An 18052-nucleotide genomic window follows, 5' to 3' on the forward strand; every position below is an offset into this window, starting at 1 on the left:
CGAGGACCCATTCCGTGATGCCGCCATCGCGCATGGCATCGAAGAACGATCACCACCCCATTCCGCGATAAAGCTCGTACCAGGCGAGACGCACCGCGCCGTAGGTCGAGGTGAAGCTCTTTTTGTTGATGCGGTCCTTGTGATCGAAGACGCGTTGCGACAGGTCGGCGGTCACACTGATATCGATCGTGCCGCCCTTCTTGCTCGCGAGAATATAGACGTAGCCGCCCATGGTTCGAGCTTCACGGAATGGGTCCTCGGGTCAAGCCCGAGGATGACGGAGGGTGAGATGCCGTGCGGAGTATCATCGCAGAGATGCGCAATTCTTCTGCCACCAAACTTATCCACCGCGACGCCGTCTCTTCTACCCTTGCCGAATGATGACCGCGCAAGGAAACACCTTCGACTGGACTCTTGCAATCATCCGCAACCGCGATGCCCTCCTGCGCATCGTCGCGGCGCTGTTCTTCATGGCCGGGCTGGACGAGGGTGGGGCGGATGCGGTGCCGCGCCGGGTCTGGCGGAGGATCATGCGTCTGTTGCGCCCGGCCGAAGCCGCCGTCCGGCGGCTGATCGTCATCGCCGCGCGGGGCATCGCCGTGGATCTCCCGAAACCCCGCGCCGGACGAAAGCCGACAGCCGCCGCCCCGAAAGTCGCCAAACCGCAAGCTCCCGCCTTTCCCCTTGCCGATCCGCCGCGCCGCTTCGACAAGCTGCGCTGGGAGGGCCTGCGTCCCTTCCCGCGGGACGGGTTCGAGCAGGTCGATGCGGACGAGGAGATGGATGCCCGCCCGCTCTGCCTCCGCCTCGTGGCGCTGAAACATGCGCTCGACGATCTCGACGGACAGGCCATGCGCCTTGCCCGCCGGCAGGCGCGCCAGGCTTCAGGGCTGTACCACCGGAAAATACTCCGCGCCGGCCGACCGCCCGGTTATTGCAAGCGGGCGAATCAAGAGATCGATGACGTGCTGCGCGAGTGTCATTCGCTGGCCCTCAGCGCGCTCAAGACGCCGAATTCCTCATGAGACCGGGGGCACGGCCAGACTGCCCCGATCCCGCTTTGGAAGCGAAGCGCGGAGGCGATCACGCACGTCTTTCGAACGCGCTCAGGAAGACGAAACCGGCGCGAAGCGTAACGAGTCGCGCCTTACCCGAAAAAATCGACGATCCCCGTTGCCGCAAGGCTCTCCTTCCAAAGCAGGGCCTCGCCTCCCGGGTTCCGCTCGGGCGGCAACAGCTTCGCCGGGCCGCCTTGGCCGCGGCCTTCGGGGCCATAGAAGGCGCCGCTTTCGACACCTTGTTCGCAGCAACAGCGGGTGATGCCCGCCGCGCCGTCCTCAACGGAATGCGCCGCCTTCAGCGTTCGGGCGAGAATGTAGCGGTCGAACAGTCCGGTGCCGCCCGCCTTGGTCGTCTTGGCCTGCAAGCCGCTGTCGGTGGGGCCGGGATGGGCGCAGAGGCTCTTCACCCGGTTGCCGGCGCGCGCATTGGCGCGCTCGTGCAGTGCATAGGTGAACAGCAGATTGGCGAGCTTGGTCTGCCGGTAGCGCGCCCATTTTGCGAGGCTCGGAAAGCCGTCACCACCGAGATTGCCGCCGTTCTTTTGCAGATATTTCGCGATCAGCTCCTGGCCCGGTTTGCCGCGGGCGCCGGAACTGTGATTGACGACTCGTGCCTCACCGCGCAATTCGGCGGCTTTCTCCAGAAGCGGCCAGACCTCGTGCGTCAGCAGGATATGCGACAGGTGGTTGGCCTGCATCTGCACGTCGAACCCGTCGCCGGTCGCCTGATCCGGCAGGCCCATCACGCCGGCGTTGTTGCACAGCACGTCGCAGCCGCTGTCCGCGAAGCGCTCGCGCAGCATCGTGCCGGCTGCACGCACGCTGTCGAAACTGGTCAGGTCGCAGGGAACGAGGACGGCGTCCGCGCCGGTATCGACGAGTTGCTTCAACGCCCTGTCGGCGCGTTCGGACGGTCGGTTCAGCATGACGACCCGCGCGCCCATTTCGCCGCAGGTTTTCGCCAGAACCAGCCCGGTGCCCGATGTGCAGCCGGTGATGAATACCGTCTTGCCCGTCATCGGCGGGAAGCCGCGGACGAGATCGTGGTAGTATCGCGTGGGAGGCGTTTCATGCGCGGGCATCGTCCGGTCCGATCAAATGTTTCCAGTGTATATATTATCTGCCGTGGACGTGGCCGTGAGTCAAGGCTATATTTACAGCGGAAACAATTGACATTTAAGGCACTGATATTGCGCGATAAAAAATATCATCATGGCAATCTGAAAGAGGCGCTGATCGAGGCGGGGCTGGAAATCCTGTCGGAGTCCGGGCTCTCCGATCTGTCCCTTCGAACATGCGCGGCGCGCGTGGGCGTCAGCCATACCGCGCCGAAAAACCATTTCGGCAACATGAACGGGCTTCTGACGGCCATTGCCGCGCGCGGTTACGAACAGCTCGCCGAGCATATGCGGCGGGGGTTACCGGAGAACCCGACCCGGCATGAGGTGCGCAATGCCGCCTTTGAAGGCTATGTCGATTTCGCCAGGGCGCAGCCGGCCCTGTTCGAACTGATGTATTCGAGCGGCCGGACGAACCGTGACGATCCGGCGCTCAAGGCCGGGGTCGGCGCATGTTTCGAGATCCTGCGCGAGGCGTCGATGAATCTCGACTGGGACAAGGCCAATGCGCCCAACGCCGAGCTGCGCTCGCAGATCATGTCGTGGAGCCTCGTTCACGGCTTCGCGCAGCTTCTCCTCGCGGGGAAACTGGACAAGGACGCCACGAAAGCGCTTGGCGTTCTCGATGTCGTACCCGACTTCGGCTTTCGCGCTTAGGGGAAGCCGAGATCGCATTCCGGTCGCATCGACGTTTCGTTCGATCGGGCTGTTGGGGAATTTTCCCGGAAACTGTCTCAAGGATGAGACAGTTTCGCCGGTCGCGGCGTATCGCAGTCTTCTCCGACCTTTGGCTGGTTTGACGCGTGGGCAGCCGGTGCTACTCTTTTCGGGCTATTGGTTCGGGAGGAGCCCCAGTGGCGCAGGCAAATCATATTGACATGGTCATCGAGGCAGCGCGGTCTTCATCCGCAGCGGCCGTCTCGCCGCTCGCCGCGTCATGGCGGCGATCGCTCGTCAATCACGGGCTCGATCCATCCAATCAGCGCGCGCCGGACCGGGTGGATGAATCGGCGCTCAATATGCGCCGGTCGGCGGTGGACCGGTTGATGACCATCGCCGCGCCCCGGCTCGACCAGCTGTTCGGTCTCGTCGGCAATTCCGGCTGTTGCGTCCTGCTCACCGATGTCGATGGAGTCGTGCTCGATCAGCGCGCCGGTTCCGGCGATGCGGAGACCTTCGACGATTGGGGCCTTTGCGCCGGTGCGGTGTGGAGCGAGGCGGCCGAGGGCACGAACGGCATTGGCACCTGCCTCACCGAGCGCCGGCAGGTTGTGATCCATCGTTCCGACCATTTCTTCGCGCGCAATACGGCGATGAGCTGCATGGATGCGCCGATCTATGGTGCCGATGGACGGCTGATCGGCGCCCTCGACGTGTCGTCCTGCCGCGCCGACCAGACCGAGGCTTTCTCGCGGCTGATCGCGGCGCAGGTTGCCCAGACCGCGCGCCAGATCGAGCAGGACAATTTCCGGGCCGCCTTTCCCGGCGCCCGCATCATCGTGACCTCCGAGGCGAATGCGAGCGATGCGCTGCTTCTGGCGGTCGATGAGGACGACATCGTCATCGGCGCGACCCATGCGGCACGGCGCGCCTTTGGGCTCGGGTCCGAAGAGACGATCCGGCAGCAGCCCGCATCCGATCTTCTCGGACGGACCGGCGAGGCGACCGGTTTCGAGCGGGCGGAGCGCGCGGCTTTGAAACGTGCGCTGGCACGTGCCGGCGGCAATCACTCGCAGGCGGCCAAGGCGCTCGGCATCAGCCGGGCCACCCTCTATCGCCGCCTGAACCGCCTCGATCTCGACTGAACGGCGCGAACTGTCTCAACGGTGAGACAGTCTCCTTCTTCTCCGTCTCCGGCCGGGCTGACCGCCCGGCCTTTTCCGTTCTAACGGTTCCGCATGCCGGAACGGTCCGGCCCAGGAGGAGAAAATCCATGAATGTTATGACCAAACCCGAAGCGGGCCAGCACGTCTCGCCCTTCAAGCAGCGCTACGACAATTTTATCGGCGGCAGGTTCGTCGCCCCGGTCAACGGCCGGTATTTCGATAACACGACGCCGGTCACCGGTCAGGTAATCTGCGAGATCGCGCGCTCGGACGCGGCCGATATCGATCTGGCGCTCGACGCGGCGCATGCCGCCAAGGACGCGTGGGGTCGCACTTCGCCCGCCAACCGTGCCCAGGCGCTTCTCAAGATCGCCGACGTGATGGAAGAGAACGCCGAGCTGCTCGCCACCTGCGAGACCTGGGACAATGGCAAGCCGATCCGCGAGACCATGGCCGCCGACATCCCGCTCGCGATCGACCATTTCCGCTATTTCGCTTCCGCCGTACGCGTGCAGGAAGGCACGATGGGCGAGATCGACAATGATACCGTCGCCTATCATTTTCACGAGCCGCTCGGTGTGGTCGGGCAGATCATTCCGTGGAACTTCCCTGTGCTGATGGCGGCCTGGAAGCTGGCGCCGGCGATCGCTGCCGGCAATTGCGTTGTCATGAAGCCGGCCGAGCAGACGCCGGCCACCATTATGGTTCTGGCCGAACTGATCGCGGATATCCTGCCGGCGGGCGTGCTCAACATCGTCAACGGTTTCGGCATCGAGGCCGGCAAGCCACTGGCCTCGTCGCCGCGCATCGCCAAGATCGCCTTTACCGGCGAGACCTCGACGGGCCGGCTGATCATGCAATACGCCACCGAGAACATCATCCCGGTGACGCTGGAACTGGGCGGCAAGTCACCGAACATCTTCTTCAAGGACGTGATGGCGGAGGATGACGCCTTTTTCGACAAGGCGATCGAGGGCTTCGTCCTTTTCGCGCTCAACCAGGGCGAGGTCTGCACCTGTCCATCGCGCGCCTTGATCCAGGAAGACATCTACGACGCCTTCATGGAGCGCGCCATCGCCCGCACGGCCGCGATCATCCAGGGCGATCCGCGCATTGCCGAGACGATGATCGGCGCGCAGGCGAGTTCCGAGCAGAAGGAGAAGATCCTCTCCTATTTCGACATCGGACGGCAGGAAGGCGCCGAAGTCCTGATCGGCGGCGAGGCGGCGGATCTCGGCGGCGACCTGTCGGGTGGCTATTACATCAAGCCGACGATCCTGCGCGGCCATAACAAGATGCGCGTCTTCCAGGAGGAGATCTTCGGACCGGTGGTTTCGGTCACGACCTTCAAGGACGAGAACGAGGCGCTCGAAATCGCCAATGACACGCTTTACGGCCTCGGCGCGGGCGTGTGGTCGCGCGACCAGAACACCTGCTATCGCTTCGGTCGCCACATTCAGGCGGGCCGGGTCTGGGTCAACAACTATCATTCCTACCCGGCGCATGCAGCCTTCGGCGGTTACAAACAGTCGGGCATCGGCCGCGAGACCCACAAGATGATGCTCGACCACTACCAGCAAACCAAGAACATGCTTGTCAGCTACAATCCGAACAAGCTCGGCTTCTTCTGACCTTCTCCTCCCAAAGAAGCCCGGGGCCCCCGCGGGGGCCCCTTTTCGTCAGCAGGAGGAGGCGGACATGACCGAACGTCCCAACCGGGTCGAGGCGACGGATGCCGCCCGCGAGCTGATCGCGGACATCCGGCAGGAACACCCGGAGATCATTTTCCACCAGTCCGGCGGATGCTGCGACGGCTCCTCGCCAATGTGTTATCCGGCGGCCGATTTTCGTGTCGGCGCGAGCGACGTGAAGCTCGGCGAGATCGACGGCGTCGCGGTCTATATATCCGGCCCGCAATTCGCTGCCTGGAAACACACGCAGCTGATCCTCGACGTGGTGCCAGGACGCGGCGGCATGTTCTCCCTCGACAATGGGCGCGAGAAGCGTTTCCTCGCCCGTGCGCGGATCTTTACGCAGGAGGAACAGGCGGCGCTGGAAAGGGCCTAGCTCCCGGCGGCGCGGCAGCCAAATTTCGAAGGCGGGCCGCACCACGCCTTCAGCCGTGCCGACTGCGCCGGCGACCAGCCATCCGGCGGCGCGACCTCGGCCCAGCTGTCGATATAGTCGTCCACGACGTAGTTGTGCCCGTAGCCCAGCGGCAGATGTTTCGAGACGGCCATGTCGAAGGCCAGCTGGAATTGCGTCACGACGGGCATGAAGCTCAGCTCCGGCGAAACATCGGGTGCCGGGGGCTCGCGCATCCAGACCGGCCGGTTCAACAAGGCGTTCCGGTCGAAGAAAACGATCGGGTCGGAGGCGTATTGCAGGAAGACGATGCGCATGCGCCCCCAACGATCGCCGTTTTCGCCGGGTTGCGCATATTGCGAGGCGAAGCGGAACAGTTCGCCATTCCCGACCCGAGGAAGGACGAAGGGCGAACCGGGATCGCGCCGCGCGACCGCGCGCCGCCACAGGTCCGAGGTGAAGGGCGGGCCGGACCACAGCGCGCCGTCGATCGGGTCGTTGACCATCTGGAAGATGTCGAAGGCGTACATGGAGCTCCATGCGCCAAGGCTGATGCCGTGGATGTAGAATTTCGGCCGGGTTTCGGCGGGCAGCGTGGTCCAGTAGCGGTAGATCGCGTCCATCGTCGCAGTGGCCTGATCGAGGCCGGAGGCGGTATCGAAGACCAGGGCGAGTGGCGATTGCAGGTAGGAATACTGCACGGCGACCGTCGCGACATCGCCGCCATGCATGTATTCGATCGTGTCATGCGCGCCCGGGTCGAGCCAGCCCGTGCCGGTCGGGCTGGAAACCATCAGGATTTCGCGTTCGAACGCGCCGACGCGTTTCATCTCGTCAAGCGCGATGCGGGCCCGTTCCTCCGGCGTGTCCGCCTGGGCGCGTCCGACATAGACGCGGATCGGCATTTTCGCCGCCCTGCCGGTGAAGGCGCTGATGTCGCCGGCGTCGGGACCGTTCAACACGAAGTCGCGGCCCGGCTTGCCCATCGCGCCCCAATCGACGAGCGAGGCGACGCTGCCGGCGATGTGCGGATCGGAGGGCGGCGGGCGCTGCGGGTCGAAGAGGTCCTGCGCGGCCTCGTAGGAATCGTCGGCGAAATTCATCAGCGCGGGGGTGATGCCGTCACGGGTCACCACGATCAGGATCAGGGCGACTGCGACGAGGCCAAGGACATTGGCCGTGCGCCGGCGCATCACCCTGTCCAGCCGGTTGCGGACCAGGTCGTAGAGACGGCGCACGAGGAATCCGATCAGCAGGCAGAGAAGGAAAACCGCCGTCGCGAGAAGGAACAGGCGCAGCGTATGAGCTTCATCGGTCGCTTCCATGCCGACGCGCACCCGCACCGAATTTTGCCAGTCGGCGGCGCGGAGCAGATTCCATAGCGCCAGGCTCGCCGCGGGGAGGAGAACGATCGCATCGCCGGCCGTGGCCAACCGGCCTCGGGGCAGCGGCAGTTCCATCAGCCGCCACACCGTCAGCGACAGACGCCCGACCATATAGCCGATGCCTGCGACCAGGCCCGCAAGCACACCTTCGAGGAGCCATTCGCGGGGAATGAGGGACGGGGTCAGGGCCGCCGCGAAGAACACGAGCCCGACAGACAGCGGCAGCACCGGGATCGGTGTCTCGCGAATCGGATGATAGTCCTTTTCGGCCATGGTTTCCCCGTGATGTCGCCGGTTGGATTTTCCTTCGGCCCAGCGCGCAACCGCGATTGTGATGCAAGGGTTTCAAGCGGACAAGGCATGCGCGGAACGATGCATGCCCATCCGCGTTTTCGAAAGAGAGCGGCGGGCCGCGTCAACTGGGCGTGGTGGTACAGGGCACCGGTCAGGTTTTCCCGGTTTCCCGCCGGGCCCAGGGAATGGCTCCCACCCTTGTCCCACCCGGCCCGCCGCTTCACGGATCCTCGGGCTTGTCTCCTATCAGGTATCTTGGGCCGGCGCCTTTGTTCGCGGCGCGGTCCTGCGGATTGTAGAGCGTGCAGTCGGTCAGCGAGAGGCAACCGCATCCGACGCATTTGTCGAGCCGTTTGCGCAGCTCGGTCAACGTCTCGATCTTGCGGTCGAGTTCAGCGCGGAATGTCTCGCCGATCCGGGTCCAATCCGCCTTGTTGGGGGTCCGGCCGTTCGGCAGCCTGTCCAGCACCTCCCTGATCTGCGGCAAGGTGAAACCGAATTGCTGGGCGATCAGGATGAAGGAGAGGCGACGGATGTCGGAGCGCAGGAAGCGCCGCTGTCCGCCGGTATTGCGCTCCGATACGACAAGGCCCTGATCCTCGTAGTAACGGATAGCGGAGACCGCGATGCCGGTGCGTCGCGCCAGCTCGCCGATCGGCAGGCGGTCGGTCGCTTTCAGGGCCATGAAAACTCCTATGAAAAATAGCTTGACCTCAAGTTAACTTGAGATCGTAAACACTGCAAATCCGAAATCCCGATATGGAGAAAATCATGGCCCAGGCGGCTCTCGAACATGTCAACATTACCGTTTCCGACCCGGAGAAAACCGCGCAGCGCCTGTGCGAATTGTTGGACTGGAAAATCCGCTGGAAGGGGAGCGCCAAGTATGAAGGCTTCACCGTGCATGTCGGCGCAGAGGACAGCTATCTCGCCGTTTACGCCAAGGGCACGCCGGGAGACCCGGCCGCGGAAAGCTATTTCACACGCGGCGGCCTCAACCATATCGGCGTTACCGTGGACGATCTCGACGCGGTGGAAGCAAAGGTCAAAGCCATGGGTTACGAACCGTACAACCATGCCGACTACGAGCCCGGCCGCCGTTTCTATTTCGACGATGAGGACGGCATCGAGTTCGAGGTGGTGAGCTACGCGTGAGTTCTCTCGCCTGCCTGCGGGAAGAGTAGTCGGCGCTCTTCAGGCCAACCCTCCGAGATCGAGCGTCTGCCTCGGCGTCCAGCCGAGCGCTTTCAGCCGCGAGCAGTCCATCGCGTTGTAGGCGGAGGCGTCGGCGCGGCGGGGGAGCGGACGGTCGATGCCCGCAGCTCGCGAGTAGCTGGCGAGCAACTCTGTGCGGTCCAGAAGAAGGTCCGAGACGTTGAAGACGAGGCTCGGCGAGGCGGCGTGGATCGCGTTTCCGTCCTCCTCCAGCATCAGCCGTACGGCTCTTGCCATGTCATCGCCATGGACTTCGGTGCCGACGCGCGGCGCGATGTTGATGCCGGCTTCGTAGTCGGCAAACAACCCCGCCCATTTGTGTGCCCGGCCCGGTCCGGCGGGGCCATAAATGCCGGTGACGCGCAGAGAGGCGGGCAGGAAATTTTCATCCGCCATCTGTCGGAGCGCGTTCTCGACATCCAGTTTCACTGCTCCGTAGAGCGTGTCCGGATGCGGATCGGTCTCCTCGGTCAGTATTGCGCCGGGCGGCTGGGTGCCGTAAACCGCCCGGCTCGACAGGAACATGGCGCGGCCGACGCCGGCCCGTTTCGCGGCCTCGAAAAGCGCCAGCGATCCTTCGACATTGAGCCGGCGAAAGGTCTGCGGATCGTCTCCCTCGCCGCCACGAAATTTCCCCGGCACATGATGAAAGGCGGCGTGGACGAACCCTTCGGCGCCCTCGAACAGCCCGGGCGAGGCGCTTTCAGGGTCGAGATCGCCCGCGATGAAATCCACCGGGGCCGAATAGAACCCATCGTCGGGTCTTGTCCTGCCCATCACGGCGACGCCGTGCCCACCCGCCAGCAAGGCTTCGACGATGAAGCGGCCGGCATAGCCGGTTCCGCCGGTGACGAGGACTTTCATTCGGGCGAAGCCGGATTGGCGAGCGTGTCGATATCCGGGATGTTCTCGCCGGTGCGATATGCCTGCCATAGATCGATTAGGGGCTGCAATTGCGCGCGTTTCGGATGATCGGCCTGCCAGGGCTTTTCATACTGGTAGTGGACGACATGGACGGATTTCCAGTCCCACAATTCCGGCATGTTGAACCAGACATATTGCAGCATGTTGTCGAAGACCGGCAGGCCGTGCCATTGCGGAAAGAAATCCTGCAGGAAGGTCTGGTCGGTGCGTCGCCAGAAGACGTCCGGCCGGTCGAGCCGCTGCATCATAGCGGCGAAGGTCGCCTTCGAGGGCTTTGCGGTGAAGACGCCGGAGTTCAGCCGGTGGAAGTCGCCAAGCCCCTCGTAGACATTCGGCGCCGCGGAAAATTCCGGATAGGCGAACAGCCGGTCGATATTGCGGACCACGAGGGCATCTGCGTCGATGAAGACGCAATTGTCGTATTGTTCGAGTTCCCAGAGCCGCAGCTTGGCGAAATTGTCGAGCGGGGTGTGGAAGGCAGGCTTGTTGCCCTTGGTGAAGGGCGCGTCCGCATGCAGCCGGTCGCGCTGGTGGCGGGCGTTGAACTCAGGCGAGGTGTCGAGCAGGTCCGCCTCGATGCAGCGCGCGCCGAGCGCCTTCAGGGGTTCGAGATCCTTCGCATCGACCGCGCCGGTATGAAGCACGACGATGTCCGCCTTCGCGCCGGTCAGCACGATGGAGCGGACCAGCGCGATCGCGGCATCGGCGTAGTCGCGATTGGTGACGAGCGTGACATAGGCGTTTCGTTCGGCGTTGGCGGTCATGACGATCCTGCTGGCGGTCCCTGTTGGCGGGTGGCGGTGAATGTGTTCAATGAAGGCCGCTACCGGGAGACGTTTCAGTGCATGTGATCGACAATATCAAGACCATTCACGACGGCTGGGGCCGGTTTCATCTGGTGACGATGAAAAGTCCGGACGGATCCGAGCATCCCCGACAGGTCGAGGATCATGGCGACGCGACCTGCGTGCTGCCCTACGATCCGGAGCGCCGGGTCGTCACGCTGGTGCGCCAGCCCCGCGCCGGGCCGCTCTTCGTCGGCGCGGACGCGCTGCTGCTGGAAGCGCCGGCGGGTGTCACCGATGGCGAGGACCCCGCCGATGCCGCGCGGCGCGAGGCGATGGAGGAAACGGGGCTCCGGCTCTCCGATCTCGAGCCGGCGGGCGCACTGTGGACGATGCCAGGCTGCGCGACGGAGAAGATGCATCTCTATCTTGCGGCCTATGGCTCGGCAGACAGGGTGGGCGCGGGCGGCGGCGCGGAAGACGAGCATGAGGAAATCGAGGTCGTCGAGATTTCGGCTGCCGAGGCCGTCCGGCAGGCGGCCAGCGGTGAAATCTGCGACATGAAGACCGTTTTCCTGCTGCAGGCGTTGCGGTTGCGCCGTCCTGAGGTGTTCTGATCCGGGTCAGTTCGCCAGCAATCCGGCGATGACTGCAACAATCGTGATCCCGACCAGAATCGCAACCTGACCGCGCGGCGCCTTCGTGCCGCCACTGGCGAACAGCGTGGTCGTCACGCCGAGTGTTACAAGCCCGATCACGAGGCCCGGGAGCGCGACGAGCGGGGCCGGAACGGCGACACCCGTGGCATAGAGCCAGAGCATCCATGCGGTCGTGCCGGCTGCCGCCATCAGCGCGCCGCCGAACAGGCGCATGAAAGCACCGATGACAGTGCGCACGCCCGGGTCGAGATCCTGCCAGGCCTTGCCGGTAACCTGCTGATGATAGGGAAAATAGGTTTTCGCCAACAGGAGCTTCAGCGCGAAGGCGAAAGTTCCGAGCGTCGCCAGCGCGAAGAGCGCGATTGAAACCGTTTTCATGTCTGTCCCCTCCCGGTGCGCGACTGGTCACGCTACGGAAGGCTAACACGAAAAAGACCTCCGGGCCTATGGCCCGGAGGTCCGCATATCAGGGATATCGCGAGGAACCCGGCTGCAATCAGGAAACCGACTTGAGGCGCTTGCCTTCGGGATCCTTCTCGACCGTCTTGGCGATGTCCTTGGTCCATGCGGACACGGCGGGTACGCGGCTGCGGTCGACGCGGTAGGCGAATTTTTTGGCGACGTCGACAACCTCGTCGAGCAGCCCTTCCTCCAGCGTGATCGGGTCGAGGCCGAGGCCGAGGAACTTGTCGTTCTTCACGATCAGGTCGTTCTCGGCGGCCTCCTTGCGCGGGTTGGGCAGGTAGGCGACTTTCGCACCGGTCATCTTGGAGATCATCTCGGCCAGGTCGCGGACCCGGTGGGTCTCTGTCATCTGGTTGAAGATCTCCACCTTTTCGCCGGCCTTCGGCGGATTGTTCAGCGCGATCTCGATGCAACGCACCGAATCCTGGATGTGGATGAAGGCGCGGGTCTGGCCGCCGGTCCCGTGCACCGTCAGCGGATAGTCGATGGCGGCCTGGATGAGGAAGCGGTTGAGCACCGTGCCGTAGTCGCCGTCATAGTCGAAGCGGTTGATGAGCTGCGGGTGTTTGCGGGTCTGCTCGGTATGGGTGCCCCAGACGATGCCCTGGTGCAGGTCGGTGATGCGCAGCCCGTCATTCTTGGCGTAGAACTGGAACAGCAACTGATCGAGGCACTTGGTCATGTGGTAGATCGAACCCGGATTGGACGGGTAGAGGATCTCCTGGGAGACCGTGTCGCCTTCCAGCGTCTCGATGCCGACCGGCAGGTAGCCTTCCGGAATCGCGGCCCCGATGGTCGAGTAGCCATAGACGCCCATCGTGCCGAGATGGACGAGATGCGCGTCAACGCCCGTCTCGACCAGCGCGTTCAGCACGTTGTGGGTCGCGTTGACGTTGTTGTTGACCGTGTAGTTCTTGTGGCGGTCGGATTTCATCGAATAGGGCGCGGCGCGCTGCTCGGCGAAATGGATGATCGCGTCCGGCGTGTGTTCGACGAGCCACTGTTTGAACACCTCGTAGTCGCGGGCGAGGTCGATCAGGTGGAAATGGATCTTGCGGCCGGTTTCTTCATGCCAGATGCGCGTGCGCTCCTGGATGGAGTCCATCGGCGTCAGGGACTGAACGCCCAGTTCGGTATCGATCCAGCGACGCGACAGGTTATCGACGATATGGACTTCATGGCCCTGGTCGCTGAGATGGAGCGCGGTCGGCCAGCCGACGAAGCCGTCGCCGCCGAGAACTGCGATTTTCATGGGTATATTCCTGATTCCTGACGTCGTTGATGCCTGATAAAAGCGTTTTGTGACAGAAATGAAAAGCGGCTGTCACATTTCTCCGCCTTTAACAGGATTTCGTTGCGAAGGCGCGGGTTTTGCGATATGCGGCGACCAAGTATCGCACGGGAGAGACCGGGTCCACACAGGAGCCGGCGCCGAAGGAGCAACCGCCCCGGAAACTCTCAGGCAGAAGGACCGTGCGATCGGCAACAATCTGGAGAGTGGCGGCTTGCCGCCCACCGAAGGAGAAAGCCCGAGCCGGACGGTCCGGCCAGCGGCATCCAGCCAAATATGGCGGAGCCCTGGGCAAAGCTCTCAGGTTCCTGACAGATGGGGTGCGAGCCGAAAAAGCGCGCGAAGCGCCGGTTCGCCATGGTCATCTGAGAGGAACCGACATGACCCGAATAGCAGTCATTGGTGCCGGCATTGCCGGAACGACTTCCGCATGGTCGCTGATCCGCCGCGGCTACGACGTTACCCTGTTCGACCGCCAGCGTTACGCGGCGATGGAAACAAGCTTCGCCAATGGCGGCCAGCTATCGGCGTCCAACGCCGAAGTGTGGACCCACTGGTCGACGGTGCTCAAGGGTCTGAAGTGGATGATGCGCAAGGATGCGCCGCTTCTGTTCGACCCGAAGCCCGGCTGGCACAAGCTGTCCTGGGTCGCCGAATTCATCGCCAGCATTCCGCACTATGAGCGCAACACGATGGAAACGGTGCGTCTCGCCCTGGCCGCGCGTGGCCATATGGAGCGGATGGCGCAGGAGGCCGGCATCGAGTTCGACCGCGAAAAGCGCGGCATCCTGCATGTGTATCGCGATCGCAAGGGTTTCGATCACGCGGCCAAGGTTTCGTTGCTCTACGCCCAGGCGGGTCTCGACAGGCTTCCCGTTTCGCCGGACGAGATGCGGCGGATGGAACCGGCGCTGACCGGCGATTTCCATGGCGGCTTCTACACCGAGACCGATTCGACCGGCGATATCCACAAATTCGCGACGGGCCTCTCGGACGCGGTCGGGCGGTCAGGCGGGCGCTTCGTCGGCGGGGCGTCGGTGACGCGTCTCCAGCGCGATCCCGACGGCGTGACCGTGTGGTTCGAACAGGGCGGTGAACGCCACGAGGAACGCTTTGACGGCATCGTGATCGCCGCCGGCATCGCCAGCCGGGCATTCGCCGCGCAACTGGGCGACCGCGTCAACATCTATCCGGTCAAGGGATACTCGATCACCGTCAATCTCGACGGGGCCGAGAGCCGCGCCGCCGCGCCGTGGATCAGCCTGCTCGACGACGACGCCAAGATCGTCACCAGCCGGCTCGGCGCCAACCGTCTTCGCATCGCCGGAACCGCCGAATTCACGGGCGAGAACCGCGACATTCGCGCTGACCGGATTCGCCCGCTGACGCAGTGGTGCGAAACGATGTTTCCCGGCGTGAGCACGGAAAATGTCGTGCCGTGGGCCGGCTTGCGGCCGATGATGCCGAACATGATGCCGCGTTTCGGACGTGGGCGTGCGCCGCGCGTCTTCTACAACACCGGTCACGGCCATCTCGGGTGGACCTTGTCGGCCGCGACCGCCGAGGCGGTGGCGGACGTTATCGGAAACGACCTTCCGAGTGAAGGCCGCGCGCCGTTCTTCCGTCCGGTTCTGGTCGCCGCGGAATAGCGCAAAGCCGCATTTCAGCCCGCCGGACACGGTTCGGCGGGCGTTTGTCACCCTAACGTGACTTTCTGTTGAACCGGTGAGTGCCTATTCTCGGGGTCATGAAGGGAATGGGTGGCATTCGGTGAAACGGTCTTTCGCGATAACGGCAATTGCCGCAAGTCTTCTGGCACTGTCTCCGGCGGCCGCGCCGCAGGCGGATGAAAGTGTGCAGAAGCCGCTCGGGGTTGTCGAGCTCTTCACCAGCCAGGGCTGCAATTCCTGTCCGCCCGCCGATTTGGCGCTCGCCAAGTTCGCGGCGCGCGACGATGTGGTCGCCCTGGGCTACCATGTCGACTATTGGGACTATCTCGGCTGGCAGGACACGCTGGGTTCGGACGCCAATACACGACGACAATACGAATATGCCGAAGGGCTGAACCGTCGCGGCGTCTACACGCCGCAGGCGGTCATCAATGGCCGGTCGCATACCAATGGCGGGCATTACCGGGAAATTTCCGAGATGATGGCCCGCGACAAGGACCGCGGGCTCGGCCTGACCGTCGGACTGAGATTCGAGGATATGGGCGACCGCATGCGGGTGAGCGCCGAGGGCGCGCCGACCGGCGGCGACAAGATCCATCTCGTTCTGGTCTATTTCGTCCGGCAGGCGGATGTCGCGATCGACCGCGGCGAGAATGCCGGCAAGACGATTTCCTACGTCAATGCCGTCACCGATTACCAGACCATCGGAATGTGGGAGGGCGAGGCAATGACGGTGGATATTCCGCGGTCGGAACTTGCCGCCAAGAATGCCGATGGCTGCGCCGTCCTGCTCCAGAAAACCACGAAAGGCGGCCGTCCCGGTGCGATCATAGGCGCAGCCATCCTTCCCCGCCAATCATCCTGACGCTTTTTGAGCGATTATCGGCAGATCGCGAAAGCAAGGTACGGACCGGTGCGGTGTGGCATCGGGGGGCTGGGGGGCTAGAGGTTTCCAATACCTCAACCGAACCGGTCCTTCGGTGACAAAGCCTAGCGCCGTGAACCGGCTGCCACCTACCTTGCTAGTTGCGCTCCCCGAAACTTGTCGCGGAACACAATCGGCAACACCCAAAAATTCATCCGCAATCCGGGCCGAGTTGTGTCTCAACTGCGGCGAAAAGGTGTCAGGGATTCACTGATCGGAACACGATGTTCCAAACTGTGAGCGAAACGGCAAGAAATTGTTAAGGATTTGAAATCGGTTCTGTGATGCGATTTTTCGTTCACGCCCTTGCAACCACGCCAAAACACGGCAAACTTCCCATACGAACCAGCGGGAGAAGGAATGTCCGAGGACGAAATATCAAAGGGCGCGGTCCGGCTACGGGAGGAGAGCACGGATCGGGGCGAAAAGGTGGTTCCCCTCCCGACGGCCGCGACAGGCCGGCAGGCCTTCGAAACAGTCCGTTTCGACCGCCGCGAACTGGACCAGATCCTGAGAATCTACAGCCTGATGGTGGGCGCCGGCGAATGGCGCGACTACGCCATCGACAGCCTGAAGGACCGGGCAGTATTCTCGGTCTTCCGGCGGGCGTCGGAAAGTCCGCTTTACCGCATCGAGAAAAACCCGAAACTGGCGCGCAGACAGGGCGCCTACAGCATCGTTTCGGCCTCGGGCATGGTGATGAAGCGCGGCCAGGATCTCGCAAATGTGCTCAAGGTCTTCGACAAGCCGCTGCGAATCGTCGCCTCGAACTGATCTTGGTCAGCGCGCGTTCGCGGGCGGACGATAGAGCGTTCCCGGATAGGCGTTCTCGTCGGGCGCTGTCGTGTCGCCGCCATTGAGCGCTTTCTGCATCAGCACCGTATCGAGCCAGCGGCCGAACTTGAAGCCGGATCCCTTGAAGGTGCCGATCATCTCGAAGCCGAGGCTTTCATGCAGGCGGATCGAGGCGACATGCGCGGAGCCGCCGATGACCGCGATCACCTGCCGGAAGCCGAGTGATTCCGCACGGTCGAGCAGGGCGATCATGAGCGCGCGGCCGGCGCCCTTTCCCTGCAGTGCGGGGTCGATATAGACCGAGTTCTCCACCGCCCAGCGATAGGCCGGCCGGGTCCGGAAGGCGTTGGCGTAGGCGTAGCCGGCAATGCCGCCTTCATCCGTTTCCGCGACGATATAGGGATAGCCGCCCGCCAGAACCGCTTCTTGTCGCTTCGCCATCTCCGCCTCGTCCGGCGGGTCGAGTTCGAAGCTGGCGGTGCCGTTGAGGACGGCGTCGCGATAAATGGCGGTGATGGCGGGAATGTCGGAGGAGCGCGCGTCGCGGATCGAAAGGGCGGGCATGAATCGGGCCTGGAGATGCTGTCGCGCCAGTGAAGCCGTTTTCAGCGCGCCGCACAATTGAAAAAGGCGGCCCGAAGGCCGCCTTTTTGGGTCGGAATACCGACTTGTCCTATTCGCGGTTGCCGAGGAACTGCAGCAGGAACATGAACAGGTTGATGAAGTCGAGATAGAGGCGCAGCGCACCCATGATGGCCTTGCGGCCGGCAACGGCTTCGCCGTCACCCTCGTAATACATCTCCTTGATCTGCTGCGTGTCGTAGGCGGTCAGGCCGGCGAAGACCAGAACGCCGATCACGGAGATCGCGAACTGCAGCGCGGACGATGCCAGGAACAGGTTCACCAGCGATGCGATGATGATGCCGATCAGGCCCATGAACAGGAACGAACCCATCGCCGACAGGTCGCGCTTGGTCGTGTAGCCGTAGAGCGAAAGTGCGCCGAAGGCCGTCGCGGTGATGAAGAAGGTCTGGACGATGCTTGCCGCCGTGTAAACGAGGAAGATCGACGAAAGCGACAGCCCCATCAGGCCGGCAAAGACCCAGAAGGCCATCTGCGCGCCCGAGACGCTCATCTTGTTGATGCGGGCGCTCAGGAAGAACACCATGCCGAGCGGGGCGAGCATCACGACCCAGCGCAGCGGCGAGCCGTAGAGTGCACTGCCGACGCTGGTCAGCATCTTGCCGTTTCCGAGCTGTGCGACAGCTGCGGACGGATCTGTCGTGGTCGCGAGCATCATGGTTCCGAGTGCGGCGAAACCGGTGATGGCGAGACCGAGCGCCATCAGGTTGTAGACGCGGATCATGTAGGCACGAAGGCCCTGATCGATACTCGCGTCGTAAGTTCGAGCCTGGCCGGCGCGCGCGTTCATGTTTCGAAGGTCAGCCATTTTATCCTCTGTGCTTCTCAAATCCCGTCGGGTGTCCGGCCGGCGTCAACATGCCGTACCGCGGCGCCGCTGGCGGGACTCCAGCATGCCTGTGGGTAATATGA

At 63.5% G+C, this 18052-nt stretch carries 20 protein-coding genes and 1 riboswitch; of the genes, 10 read left to right on the top strand and 10 right to left on the bottom strand.

Annotation, left to right across the window (positions count from 1 at the left end; translation table 11 throughout):
* Positions 1–49: 49 nt before the first annotated feature.
* Positions 50–232 (bottom strand): hypothetical protein, encoded by a 183-nt coding sequence (locus ACQK2M_RS03560; RefSeq protein WP_223477529.1) that lies wholly within the window; start codon positions 230–232, stop codon positions 50–52.
* Positions 233–380: 148 nt separating this feature from the next.
* On the opposite strand from ACQK2M_RS03560, the gene ACQK2M_RS03565 reads away from it, so the two are divergent.
* Positions 381–1025 (top strand): hypothetical protein, encoded by a 645-nt coding sequence (locus ACQK2M_RS03565; protein WP_425416658.1) that lies wholly within the window; start codon positions 381–383, stop codon positions 1023–1025.
* A gap of 122 nt (positions 1026–1147) precedes the next feature.
* Here the strand turns inward: ACQK2M_RS03565 and ACQK2M_RS03570 are convergent, their stop codons facing one another.
* The gene (locus ACQK2M_RS03570; protein WP_425416659.1) at positions 1148–2143 is read right to left on the bottom strand and encodes an SDR family NAD(P)-dependent oxidoreductase; all 996 of its coding nucleotides are present in this window, start codon (positions 2141–2143) and stop codon (positions 1148–1150) included.
* Positions 2144–2251: 108 nt separating this feature from the next.
* Here ACQK2M_RS03570 and ACQK2M_RS03575 point away from each other — a divergent pair, with 108 nt between their 5' ends.
* The 4 genes from ACQK2M_RS03575 (at position 2252) to ACQK2M_RS03590 (ending at position 6072) form a co-directional block, all read left to right on the top strand.
* Positions 2252–2836, top strand: a complete 585-nt coding sequence (locus ACQK2M_RS03575; RefSeq protein ID WP_425416660.1) for a TetR/AcrR family transcriptional regulator — start codon at positions 2252–2254, stop codon at positions 2834–2836.
* Positions 2837–3033: 197 nt separating this feature from the next.
* On the top strand, positions 3034–3984 hold the full coding sequence (locus tag ACQK2M_RS03580) for a GAF domain-containing protein (protein WP_223477525.1): 951 nt from the start codon (positions 3034–3036) through the stop codon (positions 3982–3984).
* A gap of 137 nt (positions 3985–4121) precedes the next feature.
* Positions 4122–5636, top strand: coding sequence for an aldehyde dehydrogenase (gene adh, locus ACQK2M_RS03585; RefSeq protein ID WP_425419976.1), 1515 nt, complete (start codon positions 4122–4124; stop codon positions 5634–5636).
* Positions 5637–5703: 67 nt separating this feature from the next.
* A complete protein-coding gene (locus ACQK2M_RS03590; protein WP_425416661.1) occupies positions 5704–6072 on the top strand; it encodes a DUF779 domain-containing protein in 369 nt (122 codons plus the stop codon).
* On the opposite strand, the gene ACQK2M_RS03595 is transcribed toward ACQK2M_RS03590, so the two are convergent.
* The gene (locus ACQK2M_RS03595; RefSeq protein WP_425416662.1) at positions 6069–7748 is read right to left on the bottom strand and encodes an alpha/beta hydrolase; all 1680 of its coding nucleotides are present in this window, start codon (positions 7746–7748) and stop codon (positions 6069–6071) included. The genes ACQK2M_RS03590 and ACQK2M_RS03595 overlap by 4 nt on opposite strands.
* Positions 7749–7989: 241 nt before the next feature.
* Positions 7990–8454, bottom strand: a complete 465-nt coding sequence (gene soxR, locus ACQK2M_RS03600; RefSeq protein WP_425416663.1) for a redox-sensitive transcriptional activator SoxR — start codon at positions 8452–8454, stop codon at positions 7990–7992.
* 86 nt (positions 8455–8540) lie between these two features.
* Between soxR and ACQK2M_RS03605 the strand changes: the two genes are divergently transcribed.
* On the top strand, positions 8541–8924 hold the full coding sequence (locus tag ACQK2M_RS03605; RefSeq protein ID WP_425416664.1) for a VOC family protein: 384 nt from the start codon (positions 8541–8543) through the stop codon (positions 8922–8924).
* A 39-nt stretch (positions 8925–8963) separates the two neighbouring features.
* Here ACQK2M_RS03605 and ACQK2M_RS03610 read toward each other — a convergent pair whose 3' ends face one another.
* The gene (locus ACQK2M_RS03610) at positions 8964–9848 is read right to left on the bottom strand and encodes an NAD-dependent epimerase/dehydratase family protein (RefSeq protein WP_425416665.1); all 885 of its coding nucleotides are present in this window, start codon (positions 9846–9848) and stop codon (positions 8964–8966) included.
* Positions 9845–10672: a glycosyltransferase gene (locus ACQK2M_RS03615; protein ID WP_425416666.1), complete on the bottom strand. Its 828-nt coding sequence runs from the start codon at positions 10670–10672 to the stop codon at positions 9845–9847. Before ACQK2M_RS03615 ends, ACQK2M_RS03610 begins: the two co-directional genes overlap by 4 nt.
* Before the next feature lie 77 nt (positions 10673–10749).
* Here ACQK2M_RS03615 and ACQK2M_RS03620 point away from each other — a divergent pair, with 77 nt between their 5' ends.
* Entirely contained in the window at positions 10750–11310 is a 561-nt protein-coding gene (locus ACQK2M_RS03620) for an NUDIX domain-containing protein (protein ID WP_425416667.1), read from the top strand.
* 6 nt (positions 11311–11316) lie between these two features.
* Here the strand turns inward: ACQK2M_RS03620 and ACQK2M_RS03625 are convergent, their stop codons facing one another.
* Positions 11317–11730: a hypothetical protein gene (locus ACQK2M_RS03625; RefSeq protein ID WP_425416668.1), complete on the bottom strand. Its 414-nt coding sequence runs from the start codon at positions 11728–11730 to the stop codon at positions 11317–11319.
* Between the two features lie 118 nt (positions 11731–11848).
* Complete coding sequence (locus tag ACQK2M_RS03630; RefSeq protein WP_425416669.1) at positions 11849–13069, bottom strand: NAD-dependent epimerase/dehydratase family protein; 1221 nt, start codon at positions 13067–13069, stop codon at positions 11849–11851.
* Between the two features lie 137 nt (positions 13070–13206).
* Positions 13207–13301, top strand: a riboswitch (glycine riboswitch).
* A gap of 187 nt (positions 13302–13488) precedes the next feature.
* Between ACQK2M_RS03630 and ACQK2M_RS03635 the strand changes: the two genes are divergently transcribed.
* The 3 genes from ACQK2M_RS03635 to ACQK2M_RS03645 all read left to right on the top strand — a co-directional run bounded on the left by ACQK2M_RS03635 (position 13489) and on the right by ACQK2M_RS03645 (position 16477).
* A complete protein-coding gene (locus ACQK2M_RS03635) occupies positions 13489–14757 on the top strand; it encodes a D-amino acid dehydrogenase (protein WP_425416670.1) in 1269 nt (422 codons plus the stop codon).
* A gap of 205 nt (positions 14758–14962) precedes the next feature.
* Entirely contained in the window at positions 14963–15643 is a 681-nt protein-coding gene (locus ACQK2M_RS03640; protein WP_425416671.1) for a DUF1223 domain-containing protein, read from the top strand.
* Between the two features lie 420 nt (positions 15644–16063).
* On the top strand, positions 16064–16477 hold the full coding sequence (locus ACQK2M_RS03645) for a DUF2794 domain-containing protein (RefSeq protein WP_223477513.1): 414 nt from the start codon (positions 16064–16066) through the stop codon (positions 16475–16477).
* Positions 16478–16483: 6 nt separating this feature from the next.
* On the opposite strand, the gene ACQK2M_RS03650 is transcribed toward ACQK2M_RS03645, so the two are convergent.
* Together ACQK2M_RS03650 and ACQK2M_RS03655 are read right to left on the bottom strand one after the other, a co-directional pair.
* A complete protein-coding gene (locus ACQK2M_RS03650) occupies positions 16484–17062 on the bottom strand; it encodes an N-acetyltransferase family protein (RefSeq protein ID WP_425416672.1) in 579 nt (192 codons plus the stop codon).
* 109 nt (positions 17063–17171) lie between these two features.
* Positions 17172–17948, bottom strand: a complete 777-nt coding sequence (locus ACQK2M_RS03655) for a Bax inhibitor-1/YccA family protein (RefSeq protein WP_223477511.1) — start codon at positions 17946–17948, stop codon at positions 17172–17174.
* Between the last annotated feature and the right edge of the window lie 104 nt (positions 17949–18052).

Origin of the sequence: Oricola indica (assembly GCF_965227485.1) — a bacterium.
Classification (GTDB): Bacteria; Pseudomonadota; Alphaproteobacteria; order Rhizobiales; family Rhizobiaceae; genus Oricola; species Oricola indica.

Excerpts from the sequence above, each read along its gene's own strand:
- ACQK2M_RS03625 (WP_425416668.1), bottom strand. The coding sequence starts at position 11,730 with ATGAAAACGGTTTCAATCGCGCTCTTCGCGCTGGCGACGCTCGGAACT.
- ACQK2M_RS03605 (WP_425416664.1), top strand. The coding sequence starts at position 8,541 with ATGGCCCAGGCGGCTCTCGAACATGTCAACATTACCGTTTCCGACCCG.
- ACQK2M_RS03655 (WP_223477511.1), bottom strand. The coding sequence starts at position 17,948 with ATGGCTGACCTTCGAAACATGAACGCGCGCGCCGGCCAGGCTCGAACT.
- ACQK2M_RS03565 (WP_425416658.1), top strand. The coding sequence starts at position 381 with ATGACCGCGCAAGGAAACACCTTCGACTGGACTCTTGCAATCATCCGC.
- soxR (WP_425416663.1), bottom strand. The coding sequence starts at position 8,454 with ATGGCCCTGAAAGCGACCGACCGCCTGCCGATCGGCGAGCTGGCGCGA.
- ACQK2M_RS03570 (WP_425416659.1), bottom strand. The coding sequence starts at position 2,143 with ATGCCCGCGCATGAAACGCCTCCCACGCGATACTACCACGATCTCGTC.
- ACQK2M_RS03560 (WP_223477529.1), bottom strand. The coding sequence starts at position 232 with ATGGGCGGCTACGTCTATATTCTCGCGAGCAAGAAGGGCGGCACGATC.
- ACQK2M_RS03630 (WP_425416669.1), bottom strand. The coding sequence starts at position 13,069 with ATGAAAATCGCAGTTCTCGGCGGCGACGGCTTCGTCGGCTGGCCGACC.
- adh (WP_425419976.1), top strand. The coding sequence starts at position 4,122 with ATGACCAAACCCGAAGCGGGCCAGCACGTCTCGCCCTTCAAGCAGCGC.
- ACQK2M_RS03645 (WP_223477513.1), top strand. The coding sequence starts at position 16,064 with ATGTCCGAGGACGAAATATCAAAGGGCGCGGTCCGGCTACGGGAGGAG.
- ACQK2M_RS03635 (WP_425416670.1), top strand. The coding sequence starts at position 13,489 with ATGACCCGAATAGCAGTCATTGGTGCCGGCATTGCCGGAACGACTTCC.
- ACQK2M_RS03595 (WP_425416662.1), bottom strand. The coding sequence starts at position 7,748 with ATGGCCGAAAAGGACTATCATCCGATTCGCGAGACACCGATCCCGGTG.
- ACQK2M_RS03650 (WP_425416672.1), bottom strand. The coding sequence starts at position 17,062 with ATGCCCGCCCTTTCGATCCGCGACGCGCGCTCCTCCGACATTCCCGCC.
- ACQK2M_RS03615 (WP_425416666.1), bottom strand. The coding sequence starts at position 10,672 with ATGACCGCCAACGCCGAACGAAACGCCTATGTCACGCTCGTCACCAAT.
- ACQK2M_RS03610 (WP_425416665.1), bottom strand. The coding sequence starts at position 9,848 with ATGAAAGTCCTCGTCACCGGCGGAACCGGCTATGCCGGCCGCTTCATC.
- ACQK2M_RS03590 (WP_425416661.1), top strand. The coding sequence starts at position 5,704 with ATGACCGAACGTCCCAACCGGGTCGAGGCGACGGATGCCGCCCGCGAG.